The organism is Rathayibacter sp. AY1C5 (genome assembly GCF_002931705.1).
GTDB lineage: Bacteria > Actinomycetota > Actinomycetes > Actinomycetales > Microbacteriaceae > Rathayibacter.
On record NZ_PSWD01000003.1, the window covers coordinates 1 to 11,936 of the forward strand.

Below are 11,936 nucleotides of genomic sequence, written 5' to 3' on the forward strand. Positions count from 1 at the left end.
GACCCTCCTGCCGGATGAGTTGCTCCCGCCACTGCTCCTCCGGGTCGCGGCCCTCCGCACCCCTTCACCCGGCACCCCCGCCTGAGTAGCATCCCCCGCATGAGCAGGCTCGTCGTCTCCGTCCTCACGTCGCTCGACGGCCGTTTCGAGGGGCCCGGGCACGACCTCTCGGCGCTGCCGTTCGAGGACGCGTTCAACGACCACAACCTCGAGCTGCTGCGCCGCGCGGGCACGCTCGTCTACGGCGGCCGCTGGTTCCGCGACAACTGGGACAGCTGGAGCGCCGTCGCCGCGGACGGGACGGCGGGCGAGCGGGAGCACGAGACGGCGCGGCTGGTCACGTCGCTCGACGCGCTGGTGATCAGCGACTCCCTCGCTCCCGATCCGGAGGCGCCGTGGGCAGCCACGACGCGGATCGTGCCGCGGGAGCAGGGTCCGGCCGAGATCGGACGGCTCAAGCAGGCCGACGGGGGCGACCTGCTGATGTTCGGCAGCGGCACCACCTGGAACCCGCTCCTCGAGCAGGGCCTGGTGGACGAGCTGATCGTCCTCGTCGGCGCCGGACTCGCGGGCGGCGGGACGCCGCTCTACTCCGGGGCGCCGCAGCACGGGCTGCGCCTCCTCGACGCGACGGTTCTGCCGGGCTCTGAGCTGGTGCGGCTCCGCTACGACGCGAGCAAGGCCGGCGAGCGGCCGCACAACCTCCGCTGAGACAGGGCGGCCTCCCTCAGGAGCCCACGCCCCTCCTCTCAGCTGACGTCGTGCGCGCCCGAGGCCGGGGCAGCTGCCGAGAGCGAGCCCCCAGCGGACTCCTCCGGCCGGCGGAGTGCCCGAGCGCACAGTCGGACCCCCAGAAGCGCAGTCGCCGCGCCTCCCGCCAGCATCCCGGCACCCAACGCCGTCCACGTCGTCAGGCTGGAGCTCGGCGCGCCGTGCAGACCGTAGAAGAGCCCGACCCCGCTGCCGACCAGAGCGGCCGCGACCAGCGGGATCGCCAGCGCCGATCCCTTCTCGGACCGCGTCCACGCCGAACTGCAGAGAACGGCGACGGCGCCGATCAGCCAGCCGACGCCGGGGATCACCAGCCAGCCGAAGGCGAAGACCAGGGAGGCCGCGACCGCGAACCACGGGCGGTCGAGGACCGTCCGCTCGTCACCGCGATGGACTCCGGCCTCGACTCCGCTCGTCATGCGTCGGAGCCTACGGACACGGCCCGGACCGCGGCACGAAGTGGCGCGGGATCGGCCGGACGGCGCCACACCCGCCTCCGCTCGGTCCTGAGGAGCCGGTCCTGCCGAGCCGGTCCTCGAGCGCTGGCACCCGGCCCACCTGAGGCACGCCCCGGCCTCCCTCACCCCGCGACGGTCAGCGACACCTCGACCGCCACGTCCTCCGGCCCCTCCCCCAGCACCGTCTGCCGCACCTCGACCCCGTCGAGCCGCAGGCCGCGGTCTCCGGCGGCGTCGAAGAGCGCGACGATCGCCGGATGCAGGGTCCCCTCGGGCAGTTCCTCCCCGCCGCGGGGGCGCCAGGTGGCGACCAGCTCGGTGCGCGCCGGGAGGATCGCGGCGAGATCGGCGAGGTCGCCCTCCGCCTCCGCCGACGTCGGCCAGCAGCAGACGAGCTCCGCCGAACCCGGCTCGCCCGCCCGGAGCGCCGTCCAGAAACGTCCCGTCGGCCCGAGCCCTGCCGCGTGCACTCGGGTGGCGAGCGCGCCGAAGATCTCGTTCGCCTCGTCGTCGCCCGGCCCGTCGGCCTCGTCCAGCGCGATCGTGAGGACCTGGCCGACGTACGGCTGCGCCGGCATCGTCCGCTCGGCGACCTCGACCGGCACGGCGAGCGCCCGCAGCGTCACCTCGGCGGCCTCGAACGCCCGGTCCTCCTGCTCCCGCTCCGCGAGCACGCGCTCCCTGTGCGCCAGCAGCGCCTCCGCCGCGGTGCCGGCTCGAGTCGCCGCCGCGACCTCGGGCAGCGGGACCCCCGCGCTCCGGAGCGCGCCGATCACGACTCCGGCCCGGACCTGCGCGTCGGCGTACCGGCGGTACGACGACCGCTCGTCGACATCCGCCGGAACCAGCACGCCCTTCTCGTCGTAGTGCCGGAGCGCCTTCACGCTCAGACCCGTGATGCCTGCGTACTCCCCGATGCCCATCATGCCTCCAGCATCCCGTCTCCCCCGGCGGGAGGGTCAACGGGCGGGGGTGGACGCGGGACGGACAGCAGCGGAGCGGGCAGCAGCGGAGCGACCGGAGCCGGGCGGGCGGCAACGTGTCCGGCGCCGGCGGAGCCGACACGGCCTCACGCCGACGCTTCAGCTCTCGCGCTTCAGCCCGCGCGCCTCACCGCGAGCTCACCAGCCCTCGGGCCCCGCGCTCCCCGCCTCGTACTCGTCCAGCGGAGCGTCGCCCGCGGCCCAGGCGGAGAGCACCGGAGTGATGATGCGCCAGCACTGCTCGGCCACGTCGCCCGGGACCGAGAGCAGGGTGTCGCCCTGCAGGATCCCGGCGAGGACCTGCGCGTAGGGGTCGAGCGTGGCCGCGCCGGGCTGCGCCGTCAGGGTGGTGCGCTCGAGATCGGTCAGCTCGTCGGCGCTGTTCACGACCAGGTCGAGGCTGACGTCGCCGCCCTTGAGACCGATCCGGAGGACCGTCCCGGCGTCGCCCTCGGCCGCCTGCAGGCCGCGCGGGGGCGTGGCGGCGCGGAAGTGGATCGCCACCTCGCGGCGCGGGTCGCCGATCGCCTTGCCGGAGCGGAGGACGAAGGGGACGCCCGCCCAGCGCGGGGTGTCGACCTGGAGCAGCAGCTGCGCGAGGGTCTCGGTGCCGGTCTCGGGGTCGACGTCGGGCTCGTCGACGTAGGAGGGGAAGAAGCGGCCGTCGACGCGGCCCTCGGTGTAGCGGGCGCGGCGGGCGGAGGAGGGGTCGTCGCGCCAGAGCCGCACGGCGCCGAGCACCTCGGCCATGCGCGCGTGGACCTCGTCGGGCGCGACCTCGTCGGGGCGCTCCATCATGGTCAGCGCGAGCACCATCAGGAGGTGGCTCTGCAGCATGTCGCGCAGCGCGCCGGTCTTCTCGTAGAAGGCCGCGCGGCCCTCGATGCCGAGCGTCTCGTCGTAGACGATCTCGACCTTCTCGATCCACTCGGCGCTCCAGCTCGCCTCGAGCATGCTGTTGCCGAAGCGCAGGCCCAGCATCCCCAGCACGGTCGCGTTGCCGAGGAAGTGGTCGATGCGCCAGAGGCGGCTCTCGGGGAGGACCTTCGCGAACGCCGCGTTGAGGGCGATCGCGTCGTCGAGGTCCTCGCCGAACGGCTTCTCGATGGCGACGACCAGCTCCTCGGGGAGGTCGAGCTCGGCGAGCGAGGCGGCGACCTTGTGCCCCATCGCAGGCGGCAGGGCGACGTAGAGCACCGGGGTCGACGGGCAGGCGTCGAGGAGGGCCTTCAGCTGCTCCGGGTCGGAGGCGTCGGTGGCGACGAAGCGCGCCCGTGACGCGAGGGCCTCGACCGTGTGCGCGGCGACTCCGGCCGCCTCGAGGCTGCGGCGGACGAGGCTCTGCCACTCCTCGTCGGTCTGGGGCGTGCGCGCCGCGCCGATCAGCGTGAGCTCGAGGTCGCGCGCGAGCTCGGCCACCCGGCCCAGGCCCGGCAGCAGCAGCCGCTCGGTGAGGTCGCCGCCCGCTCCGAGGATCGCGATGCTCCGCTGCTCGCTCCCCAGCGCCGCGGCCTCGGGGATTCCGATCTGCTCCGTCATGGTGTCTCCCTCGTAGCCGTCGTGAGTCAGCGGCCACAGTACGCGCCGGGCCCTGGCGCGAAGCCGGGAGCCGGGAGGGGTTGAGGAAGCGGGCGCGGAGTGGCAGGGCTGCGCGGTCAGGAGCGAGAGAGCTGGACAACCTCCGCTGAGACGCGGCCCGCCGTGTCGGGGCAGGGACCCCCCTTCTCAGCCGACGTCGGGCCGCGACCCACGACGCCCGGCCCGCCGCAGCCGTCCCGCACAGCACGTCATCCCTCTCCGGTGCCGTCCGGCGGTACCCTGCCCGCATGCGCCTGCGCCAGGTCGTCCTCGACACGGAGGACGCTCGCGCCCTCTCCGCCTTCTACCTCGCCCTGCTCGGCGGCGAGTACCGCCCCGGCGACGAGCCGCCCGCGGACGGCTCGGACGACGAGGCGGAGTGGGTCGCGATCGTCACCGCCGACGGCGCGCAGCTCACGTTCCAGCGGGTGGCCGCCCTGCCGCGCGCGACCTGGCCGGAGGGGCCCGTCCCGCAGCAGCTGCACCTCGACTTCATGGTCGCGGACGCGGACGAGCTCGACCGGCAGAAGACCCGGGCGCTCGCCCTCGGCGCCGAGCTGATCGAGGACAGGAGCGAGGACCCGGAGGAGGCGCTCCACGTCCTCGCCGATCCGGCCGGCCACCCGTTCTGCGTCTTCGTCGCGCCCGACTACCCGGCGGAGTAGGGGCGCGCGGCTTCAGCGAGCCGCACGCGTCGGATCACATGCCGGTGATCGTGACCGTCGTCGCCGCCGCGATCACCGCGGCTCCCGTGACGCTCGCGGCGGTTCCCGCGAGGACGGCGGCGGCCGCCGGCCCTGCCCAGTGCTGCGCCGCGAGCGACCGGATCGCCTGCCGGTCCGGGATGCCGGGCCTCGGCGAGAGCGCTCCGGCCGCGTCGAGCAGGCCGATGAGCGCCGAGTCCGACGGAAGAAGCGCCGTCCGAGCCGCGAGGACCTCGGCGACCCGGATCCGCAGCCGCTCGTCCTCCGCCGGCTCCACGGCGGCGACCCGCTCGAGGAGGGCGGCATGCAGCCCCCTCCGAGTGAGGCGGGCGATCCACCAGGAGACGCTGCGCGGTGCTCGCTCCGCTGCGATCCACCCGAGTGCCCCGTCGAGCACGGCGTCCCCGAGCGCCGACCGCTCCGGCCCGAGGGCGACGGCTCCCGCGTCCACCTCGACGCGCCGCTGGAGGGAGAGCTCCGCGAGGACGGAGGCGGCCAGGACGGTGTCGAGAGCGCCCGACGAAGCCGCGGGCCGCCCGTCGCTCCGCCGCAGCAGGAGGAGGAGAGCGACGGGGAGGGGCGGCTGCCCGGCTCCGGGGGGCGCAGCGGCCGGCGGGGTGGTGGGAGCGGGCTGTTCCGAGGAGTTCCGTGTCGAGTCGTCCATCCCTCGAGCCTGACACCGACCCCTCGAGACCGCATCCGCCGGGCGACGGGTCCTCCGTCGTCCCACCGATCGACCGGCCGGACACGCCCGAGAGCCCACGTCGCGCCCCGAAGCGGACCGCTCCTCCGCCACATCGGGCGTCAGACCACCCCCGCCGCCGTTCCCGACACGATCAGGTCGGCGCGGTCGCGGGTGGCCTCGATCAGCAGCGCGTTCCGCCCGTCGACCTCGGAGGCCCAGGCGGAGGCCGCCTCGGGGGCGCGGCCGAAGGAGACGTGGCGGTCGACCAGGCGCTCGAAGCGCTCGGTCTCGGGAGTCGCGCAGAACCAGGCCTCGTCGAACTCGGCGCGCAGCAGCGCCCACGGGCCCTCGTCGACGAGGAGGTAGTTGCCCTCCAGCACGACGAGCGACGCGGAGGGGTGCACGGCCAGCGCGCCGGCCACTCCCTCGTCGACGGTCCGCTCGAAGGTGGGCGCGTAGACGACGTGGTCGGTCTCGGCGCGCAGCCTCCGCACCAGGGCGAGGAAGCCCCAGCCGTCGAACGTGTCGAGGGCGCCCTTGCGATCGTGGCGGCCGAGCTCGTCGAGCGTGGCGTTGGCGAGGTGGAAGCCGTCCATCGGCACGAAGGCGGCGGTCCCCTCCCCCGCGAGCTCGTTCGCGCGGGCGACCACGGCCCGGGCGAGCGTGGTCTTGCCGGCCCCGGGGCTGCCGGCGATCGCGACGATCGCGCGGCGGCCCGGCGAGGTCAGCGCGAGCGCGCGCCCGGCCAGCTCGTCGAGGCCGGGCCGCACCGCGTCGGGCGCGACCTCGGTCTCAGGCCTCGCCACGGCTGCTCTCCAGCGCGTTCACCAGGAAGCCGTGGGCGTGGCGGGCGAGCGCGGGGCCGTCGTTCCAGAGGTTCCGCCACACGGCCAGGTCGTTCGAGAGGGTCGGCGAGACGACGGCCGACGAGAAGGACTCGAAGGTGATGGGTCCGCGGTAGTCGATCGCGGCGAGGGCGTGGAAGAACGTCGTGAAGTCGAGGTGGCCGCTGCCGAGGTAGCCGCGGTGGTTCTCGCCGATGTGGACATACCCGAGACGATCCCCGACCAGCAGCACCGGGCGGAAGAAGTCGTCCTCCTCGATGTTCATGTGGTACGTGTCCAGGTGGATCAGGACGTTGTCGGCGCCGATGTCGTCGGCGAGGCGCAGGGCGTCCGCGGCGGTGTTGATGACATTGGTCTCGTAGCGGTTGCAGATCTCGAGGCCGAGGGTCATGCCCTTCGTCGCAGCCTCGGCGGCGAGGTCGGTCAGCACCGAGACGACGTTCGCGCGGCCGGCGGCCGAGAGGGGCGCGCTGTACTTGCCGAGCGCGCTGTAGAGGGCGCCGGTGAAGTGGGTGCCGCCGAGCGCGTGGGTGGTCTCGAGGGAGTCGGCGAGCAGCTTCGCGCCGCGGGCCACCACCTCCGGGTCGTCGCTGGAGACGTCGGCCGAGAAGGCGAGGCCGCGCGAGCAGACGATGCCGAGGTCGTTCGCCTCGAGGGCGGCGCGGGCGGAGGCGGTGTCGAGGTTCTGCACGTCGTGCAGCGAGAGCTCCAGCAGGTCGAATCCGGCCGCCTTGGTCTGCTCGATCGTCGCGGTCACTTCGTCGGGGGTGGTGCCGCCGGCGAAGACGAGGGCGTGCACTCCGAGAGGGTTCGTGGTCATGGTGGTGCTCCTTGGTTCGAGAGGTTCAGGGGCGGCGTCGGGCCGCGGGGTCGGTGTCGAGCAGGTCCGCGAGGAACGCGTGGCCGGAGGTCGCGAGGGCGACGGGGTCGTGCCAGAGCTCGCGCCAGAGGCCCATGCCCTCGGCCGAGGCCGGGGGCTGGACGGCGGGCGAGAAGCTCTCGAGGGTCAGCGGGCCGCGGTAGCCGGAGTCGGCGAGCGCCGCCGCGAGCCCGGTCCAGTCGGTGCTCCCGGTGCCCAGCTCTCCGCGGTGGTTCTCGGAGGCGTGGAGGTAGCCGAGCAGGTCGCCGGCGTCGCGGACGGCGCTCGCGAGGTCGACCTCCTCGAGGTGGGCGTGGAACGTGTCGAGATGCAGGAGCACGTTCGGCGCGTCGAGCTCGCGGAGGAACGCGGCGGTCTGGGCGGCCGTGTTCAGCAGGCTGCTCTCGTAGCGGTTCACGTACTCCGCTCCGACGACGACGCCGGCGGGAGCGGCGGCCGCGGCGACCCTCCGCAGCACGTCGAGCGAGCGCGAGCGGGCAGCCGCGTCGGCCGCGTGCTCGTACTTGCGCATGGCCGAGTAGGTGACTCCGCCGACGTACCGCGCGCCGATCGCCTCGGCGAACCGCACGGCCGCCAGGAGCCGCTCCTCGCCGCGGCCGGCCGTGGCCTGGTCGGTGATGTCGGAGTCGGCGTCCAGCGCGAGCGAGACGACCGCGTCGATCCCGTGCTCGTCGAGCAGGTCGGCGGTCCACGCGGAGGCGTCGGGGTCGGCGGGAGCCGGGATCTCGATCAGGTCGAAGCCGATCGAGGCGGCGGCGCCGATCGCGCGGCGCCCCGACTCCGGCGTCCAGTCGCCGACGAGCAGGCCCGCGTGGACCCCGATCGGCGACGAGCGCTCCGTGCTCCCGCGGTGCAGGAACTCGGGGTGCATCAGGCGGCCTTCGCGCCCGTGATCAGCGAGACGAGCTCGTCGCCGCTGGTCTCGGCGGTGCGGCGGCCGGCGACGGCGAGGCCCGCGCGCATCACCCACACCTGGTCGCTCAGGCGCATCACCTGGTCGAAGTTGTGGCTGATCAGCAGCACGGCCACTCCGGCGTCGCGCAGCTTGAGGATGATCTTCTCGACGCGCGCCGTCTCCTGGACGCCGAGCGCCGCGGTCGGCTCGTCCATGATCACGATCTTGCTGCCCCAGCCCGCGGCCCGGGCGATCGCGACCGCCTGGCGCTGGCCGCCCGAGAGGCGGCGGACCTTGCTGGTGACCGGCGGGACGTTCACGGCGAGGTCGCCGAGCAGCTCCTGGGCCGTCTTCTTCATCTGCGTGCGGTCGAGGAACCGCACCCCGGGCACGCCCTTGGTGAGCTCGCGGCCGAGGAAGAAGTTCTGCCACACGGTCAGGTCCTCGACCAGGGCGAGGGTCTGGTGCACCGTCTCGATGCCGCCGTCCCGCGCGCCGAGCGGAGTGGTGAAGTGCACCACGTCGCCGTCGAGGGTGATGGTGCCGGAGTCGGCGGGGTGCACCCCGGAGAGGCAGCGGACGAGGGTGGACTTGCCCGCGCCGTTGTCGCCGATCAGGGCGGTGATCTCGCCCCGCCGCATCGACATCGACGCTCCCTTGAGAGCGTGGACGCCGCCGAAGGACTTCTTGATGTCCCGCGCTTCGAGCAGGATGTCGCTGGTCATGGCTGGGCTCACTTCTTCTGGTAACGGGTGATGAGGGCGGCGAGCACGACCACCAGGCCGACGGCGAGGGGCTGGTAGAACTGCGAGACGCCGAGCAGGGTCAGGCCGTTGGTCAGCGCGGTCAGGAGGAACGCTCCGATGATCGGGCCGACGATCTTGGCCTTGCCGCCGGTGAGGCTCACTCCGCCGAGCACGACGGCCGCGATGGAGTTGAGCAGGTACTGCGTGTTGATGGCCGGCTCCGCGGCGCCGACGCGGGCGACGAGGAGGAGCGAGCCGACTCCGGCGAGGACGGCGGCGATGATGTACACCGCGATGCGCACGCGTCCGGCCTTGATGCCGTTGGCGACCGCGCTCTCCTCGTTGCCGCCGACCGCCTGCACGTGCAGGCCGAAGCGGGTTCGGAACATGACGACCCAGGCGACGACTCCGATGACCGCGGCCAGGATGATCGGGTAGCCGATGATCCCGATCGAGCCGGTGGTGAGGCGGAGCAGCTCGGGGCTGCCGACCGTGATCGGCTTGCCGTCGGAGACGATCAGCGCGAGGCCGGTCGCCACCGAGAGCGTGCCCAGTGTCGCGATGAAGTCGGTGACCTTGCCCTTCGCGATCAGGAAGCCGTTGATCACTCCGATCAGCCCCGCGAAGAGCAGGGCCGCGAGCGCCGAGAGCCAGAAGCCCCAGCCGGCGCTCCAGCCGATGCCGAAGCCGACCGCTCCGACGGTCATCGTCGCCGAGATCGAGAGGTCGATGCCGCCGGTGGTGATGACGAAGGACTGGCCGATCGAGAGGATGACCAGGATCGCGGCGGCGACGAGCATCGCCTTGATGTTGCCGAGGCTGAGGAACGTCGGCGTCGCGATCGAGAACACGATCACCAGGGCGACGAGCCCGATCGGTGCGGCGTTCTCGGCCCAGAAGCTGAGCTGACGGAGGTTCGCCAGCAGCGGGGAGGCGCTGGCCGGGGGTCGGGCGGTGACTGAGGTCATGGTCGCTTCCTGGGTTGCCATGGGCGGGAGGTCCTACTTGCTGGGGACGAGCGCGGCGAGCGGGTTGTCGAACTCCTCGAACGGCTGGGGGAAGGCGCCGAGGGCCTGCTCCGCGGTCTCGGAGGTCACGAGTGCGGTGGGCGACTCGATCTCGGCGGGGATCTCCTCGCCGGCGCCGACGGCCTCGCACGCCTGCACGCCGAGCTGGCCGATCGCGTAGGGGTACTGGGCGACGGTGGCGGTGAGGCCGCCGTCCTTCACCGACTGCAGCGCGTCCTCGTTGCCGTCGACGCTGACCACCTGGACGGAGCCGGTGAGGCCCGCGTTCTCGACGGCCTTGACGATGCCGAGGCCCATGTCGTCGTTCGCGGCGAAGAACGCCTTCACGTCGGGGTTCGCGGCGAGGATGTCGGTCGCCTTGGTCAGCGCGACCTCGCGCTTCCAGTCGGCCGCGGCCTCCTGGACGACGGTGAGGTCGGAGCCGATCGCGGCGGTGAAGCCGTCGACGCGGGCGGCGCTGGTGACGTCTCCCGAGACTCCGCCGATGACGGCGACCTCGGAGCCGGCGGGCAGCTGCTGCAGGAGGAAGTCGCCGGCCTTGCCGCCCGCGGCCTCGTTGTCGGTGCCGATGTAGGTGGTGACGTCGAGGTTCGCGGCCTCGACCGCGTCGGGGTCGAGCGGGCTGTCGATGTTGACGATCGTCTTGCCGGTGGCGGAGGCGAGGGCCTGCACCAGGTTCGTGCCGCTGATCGGGTTGACGATCAGGCAGCCGAAGTCCTGGCCGGCGACCGTGGTGAGCTTGTCGGCCTGGCCGGTGGTGTCGCCGATGTCGGCGGCGGCCTGCACCGAGACGTCCACGGAGTCGTCCTTCGCGGTGTCCTCGATGCCGTTCTCCATCGCCTGGAAGAAGGGGTTGTCGAGGCCCTTGATGACCGCGGCGACCTTGGTCGATCCGGAGCCGCCGGCGGCCGTGTCGCCACCCGAGGCGCAGCCGGTGAGGAGGAGTGCGAGGGCGCCGACCGGTGCGAGAACCGGGAGGAGGCGGCGTGCTGTGCGGTTCATCGTCATCCTTGAGGATCAGTGGCACCACTGCGTGCCGGTGTGTGAAAACTACCCGGGCTTTCGCGTTACCGCAATACGAAAGTCGGGGAACTTCAGGTTTCCCGTCGGCAGGCATGTACGCTGACCGTGACAAGAGGGGGAGCGATGACGGGGTACTCCACCGGCGAGGCCGGTTCGCACGTGGCCGACGTCCTCGCGCTGTTCCGCGAGCAGGGCGAGGTCTCGCGCAACGCGGTGATGGAGCAGACGGGGCTCTCCCGCTCCACCGTCAACCAGCGCCTCGCGACCCTCGTGGAGCTCGGCCTGATCGCCCCCACCACCGGCGGCGAGTCGACCGGCGGGCGCCCCTCGAGCATGTTCGCGATGAACCTGGTCGGCACGGTGTTCCTCACCGCCGACATCGGGGCGAGCGGATTCGTCGCCGCCGCCTGCGACCTGCGCGGCACCCCCCTCCGGCACGAGAGCGGCGTCGTCGACGTCTGGGAGGGACCGGACGCCGTGCTCTCGCTGGTGATCGCCGCGTTCGAGCGGCTGCAGCAGGGCGACGCGGTCGCCGGCATCGGCGTCGGAGTCCCGGGGCCGGTCGAGTTCGCCGCCGGGCGCGTGCGCAACCCGCCGATCATGACCGGCTGGGACGACTTCGACATCGCCGGCTACTTCGCCGAGCCGTACGAGGGCGTGCAGGTCGTCATCGAGAACGACGCGAACGCCCGCGCCCTCGCCGAGTCGCGCCACCACGGCTCCGACAACCTGATCAGCCTGAAGCTCGGCACCGGCATCGGCTCGGGCCTCGTCTTCAACGGAGCGACGATCCGCGGAGCCGTCGGCGCGGCCGGCGACATCGGCCACACCCGCGCGGTCACGGGCACGGTCGACGCGGATCCGCTGCCCTGCCGCTGCGGCAACGCCGGCTGCGTGGAGGCGTATGCGAGCGGCTGGGCCCTCGTCCGCGACCTCTCGGCCGACGACCCCTCGATCAAGCACGTCGCCGACGTCACGGCCCGCGTGCTCCGCGGCGACATGCGCGCCACCCAGGCGGTGCGCCAGGCCGGCCGCGTCCTCGGCGAGGCGGTCGCCGACCTCGTCAACATCCTCAACCCGCGGACCATCGTGATCTCGGGCCAGCTCGGCGACTGCGGCGAGGTGCTGATGTCGGGCCTGCGCGAGCGCGTCTACCTGCGCACCCACCCGCTCGCCACGCGGCACCTGACCATCCACACGTCGGACCTGGGCGAGCTGGCCGGCGTGATCGGCCTCGCCCTGACGACCGCCGACCAGGTCTTCAGCCGCGAGCGCTTCGACCGCGAGGCGAGCGCCGAGAGCCCCCGCGCGGCGGCCGCCGCGAGCTGAGCGGGAGCGGG

The 11,936-nt window shown here is 73.2% G+C and carries 13 protein-coding genes; 3 read left to right on the forward strand and 10 right to left on the reverse strand.

What is annotated here, in order from left to right:
- Window positions 1-99: 99 nt before the first annotated feature.
- Entirely contained in the window at window positions 100-711 is a 612-nt protein-coding gene (locus C5C57_RS03615) for a dihydrofolate reductase family protein (protein ID WP_104247047.1), read from the forward strand.
- 38 nt (window positions 712-749) lie between these two features.
- On the opposite strand, the gene C5C57_RS03620 is transcribed toward C5C57_RS03615, so the two are convergent.
- From C5C57_RS03620 to C5C57_RS03630, 3 genes are all read right to left on the reverse strand, one after another.
- A complete protein-coding gene (locus tag C5C57_RS03620; protein ID WP_104247046.1) occupies window positions 750-1,190 on the reverse strand; it encodes a hypothetical protein in 441 nt (146 codons plus the stop codon).
- Window positions 1,191-1,351: 161 nt separating this feature from the next.
- On the reverse strand, window positions 1,352-2,155 hold the full coding sequence (locus tag C5C57_RS03625; protein WP_104247045.1) for a MerR family transcriptional regulator: 804 nt from the start codon (window positions 2,153-2,155) through the stop codon (window positions 1,352-1,354).
- A gap of 195 nt (window positions 2,156-2,350) precedes the next feature.
- Window positions 2,351-3,751 carry a glucose-6-phosphate dehydrogenase gene (locus C5C57_RS03630; RefSeq protein WP_104297320.1) on the reverse strand — a complete coding sequence of 467 codons (1,401 nt, stop codon included), beginning with the start codon at window positions 3,749-3,751 and terminating at the stop codon, window positions 2,351-2,353.
- A gap of 287 nt (window positions 3,752-4,038) precedes the next feature.
- Between C5C57_RS03630 and C5C57_RS03635 the strand changes: the two genes are divergently transcribed.
- A complete protein-coding gene (locus tag C5C57_RS03635; protein WP_104297321.1) occupies window positions 4,039-4,455 on the forward strand; it encodes a VOC family protein in 417 nt (138 codons plus the stop codon).
- Window positions 4,456-4,489: 34 nt separating this feature from the next.
- Here C5C57_RS03635 and C5C57_RS03640 read toward each other — a convergent pair whose 3' ends face one another.
- The 7 genes from C5C57_RS03640 to C5C57_RS03670 all read right to left on the reverse strand — a co-directional run bounded on the left by C5C57_RS03640 (window position 4,490) and on the right by C5C57_RS03670 (window position 10,575).
- Window positions 4,490-5,158, reverse strand: a complete 669-nt coding sequence (locus C5C57_RS03640) for a GPP34 family phosphoprotein (RefSeq protein WP_104297322.1) — start codon at window positions 5,156-5,158, stop codon at window positions 4,490-4,492.
- A gap of 140 nt (window positions 5,159-5,298) precedes the next feature.
- Window positions 5,299-5,985, reverse strand: coding sequence for a nucleoside/nucleotide kinase family protein (locus C5C57_RS03645; RefSeq protein ID WP_208543338.1), 687 nt, complete (start codon window positions 5,983-5,985; stop codon window positions 5,299-5,301).
- Window positions 5,972-6,844 carry a sugar phosphate isomerase/epimerase gene (locus C5C57_RS03650; RefSeq protein WP_104222717.1) on the reverse strand — a complete coding sequence of 291 codons (873 nt, stop codon included), beginning with the start codon at window positions 6,842-6,844 and terminating at the stop codon, window positions 5,972-5,974. The genes C5C57_RS03645 and C5C57_RS03650 overlap by 14 nt, the downstream gene beginning before the upstream one ends.
- A gap of 25 nt (window positions 6,845-6,869) precedes the next feature.
- A complete protein-coding gene (locus tag C5C57_RS03655; RefSeq protein WP_104247041.1) occupies window positions 6,870-7,775 on the reverse strand; it encodes a sugar phosphate isomerase/epimerase in 906 nt (301 codons plus the stop codon).
- The gene (locus tag C5C57_RS03660; protein WP_104222715.1) at window positions 7,775-8,524 is read right to left on the reverse strand and encodes an ATP-binding cassette domain-containing protein; all 750 of its coding nucleotides are present in this window, start codon (window positions 8,522-8,524) and stop codon (window positions 7,775-7,777) included. Before C5C57_RS03660 ends, C5C57_RS03655 begins: the two co-directional genes overlap by 1 nt.
- A gap of 8 nt (window positions 8,525-8,532) precedes the next feature.
- A complete protein-coding gene (locus C5C57_RS03665) occupies window positions 8,533-9,513 on the reverse strand; it encodes an ABC transporter permease (RefSeq protein WP_104222714.1) in 981 nt (326 codons plus the stop codon).
- A gap of 33 nt (window positions 9,514-9,546) precedes the next feature.
- Entirely contained in the window at window positions 9,547-10,575 is a 1,029-nt protein-coding gene (locus tag C5C57_RS03670) for a substrate-binding domain-containing protein (protein ID WP_104222713.1), read from the reverse strand.
- A gap of 144 nt (window positions 10,576-10,719) precedes the next feature.
- Between C5C57_RS03670 and C5C57_RS03675 the strand changes: the two genes are divergently transcribed.
- Window positions 10,720-11,925 (forward strand): ROK family transcriptional regulator, encoded by a 1,206-nt coding sequence (locus C5C57_RS03675; RefSeq protein ID WP_104225808.1) that lies wholly within the window; start codon window positions 10,720-10,722, stop codon window positions 11,923-11,925.
- Window positions 11,926-11,936 lie beyond the last annotated feature (11 nt).